Here is a 1,485-nt window from a genome sequence, read left to right as displayed (position 1 = left end):
CGCCATCGCCAAGCGCGCTGAAGAGTTCCTCAAGTCCACCGGCATCGGTGACACCGTATTCGTTGGTCCGGAGCCGGAGTTCTTCATCTTCGACTCGGTCAAGTTCAAGTCCGACATGTCCGGCTCCGGACCAACGAATACGGTGTCACCGATGCCGGTGGACTTGAGGAACTCTTCAGCGCGCTTGGCGATGGCGCGCGGATCGCGGTCGTAGCCCTGCATGGTGCTCGGCTCGATCACGTCGCAGACCAGGATCAGCGTCGGCTCTTCGGTGAACGGGTCCAGGACGGCAGTGCTGTCGTCCGGCAGAAGGATCATGTCGGAGGCTTCGATGCCTTTCCAGCCATGGATCGACGAGCCGTCGAACATCTTGCCGTGCTCGAAGAAGTCTTCGTCCAGCGCGTCACGTGCCGGCATGGTGATGTGGTGCTGCTGCCCCTTGATGTCGGTGAAGCGCAGGTCTACCCACTTCACATCGTGTTCTTTGATCAGTTGAATTGCCTTAGACATGCTGTCCTCCAGTTGGAAAGGGGCGGCCGATGGCGCCTCTGTAGCGGTGCGAAGCCGGGCGGATCATCCGCCTGTGCGACTTGACTCACAAGAGAGCAATTAGCGTGCCACTGCTCGAAAATGGGCCGCAGGCCGCCAAATCAGGGCGGCTACGTTGTTTATAGCGGAGTGCCAGGCTTTTTTCGCACCTTAATAGTGCGCTCTATGCGTGAGATGCACGCAAATGAGGCAGTGGCGGCCTTCTGCTTGTTTTTGGTCAAGTCTTGAACAAATTCCGCTATACTCCGCGCCCCTCTTTTCTTGCGTCCTGCCGCTGGCACTGCTTGCCATGAAATTCATCGTCAAAGTCTTCCCGGAAATCACCATCAAGAGCCGGCCGGTGCGCAAGCAGTTCATCCGCCAACTGGGGAAGAATATCCGCAGCGTTTTGCGCGAACTTGACCCGCAGCTGCAGGTGCAGGGCGAGTGGGACAACCTGGAGGTGCAAACCAGCCTGCAGGAACCGCGCGCGCGCGCCGCGCTGATCGCCCGGCTGCGTTGCGTGCCGGGCATCGCGCACTTCCTGGAAGTACACGATTACCCGCTGGGTGACTTCGACGACATCCTCGACAAGTGTCGCCAGCACTTCGGCAGTCAACTGCCGGGCAAGATCTTCAGCGTGCGCTGCAAGCGCGGCGGCAAGCACAGCTTCAGCTCCGTGGAAGTAGCCAGCTACGTGGGCAGCCACCTGCGTCGCGAGTTCGGCGCCGCCGGTATCGACCTGAAGAATCCCGAGGTGCAGGTACGCATCGAGATTCGCCACGACCGCCTCTATGTGGTGCACGCCCAGCATGAGGGCATTGGTGGCTACCCGCTCGGTTCGCTGGAGCAGAGCCTGGTGCTGATGTCCGGTGGCTTCGACTCCACCGTGGCGGCCTACCAGATGATGCGCCGTGGCCTGCTGACGCACTTCTGCTTCTTCAACCTGGGGGGGCG

1 protein-coding gene and 2 pseudogenes are annotated in these 1,485 nt (G+C 60.7%); 2 read left to right on the top strand and 1 reads right to left on the bottom strand.

Features of this window, described 5'->3' with window-relative positions:
• Positions 1 to 4: 4 nt before the first annotated feature.
• A pseudogene (locus CFY91_RS16510) lies at positions 5 to 73 on the top strand (hypothetical protein); the annotation flags it as partial.
• Here the strand turns inward: CFY91_RS16510 and CFY91_RS15620 are convergent.
• A pseudogene (locus tag CFY91_RS15620) lies at positions 70 to 510 on the bottom strand (glutamine synthetase beta-grasp domain-containing protein); the annotation flags it as partial. The pseudogenes CFY91_RS16510 and CFY91_RS15620 sit on opposite strands and share 4 nt — an antisense overlap.
• 328 nt (positions 511 to 838) lie before the next feature.
• On the opposite strand from CFY91_RS15620, the gene CFY91_RS15615 reads away from it, so the two are divergent.
• A partial coding sequence (locus CFY91_RS15615; protein ID WP_243392526.1) for a tRNA sulfurtransferase occupies positions 839 to 1,485 on the top strand: 647 nt, incomplete at its 3' end.

This window comes from Pseudomonas fluvialis, assembly GCF_002234375.1.
Lineage (GTDB): Bacteria > Pseudomonadota > Gammaproteobacteria > Pseudomonadales > Pseudomonadaceae > Aquipseudomonas > Aquipseudomonas fluvialis.
Note: the sequence above shows the minus strand (reverse complement) of the source record. Positions and strands in the feature narration are given on the sequence as shown.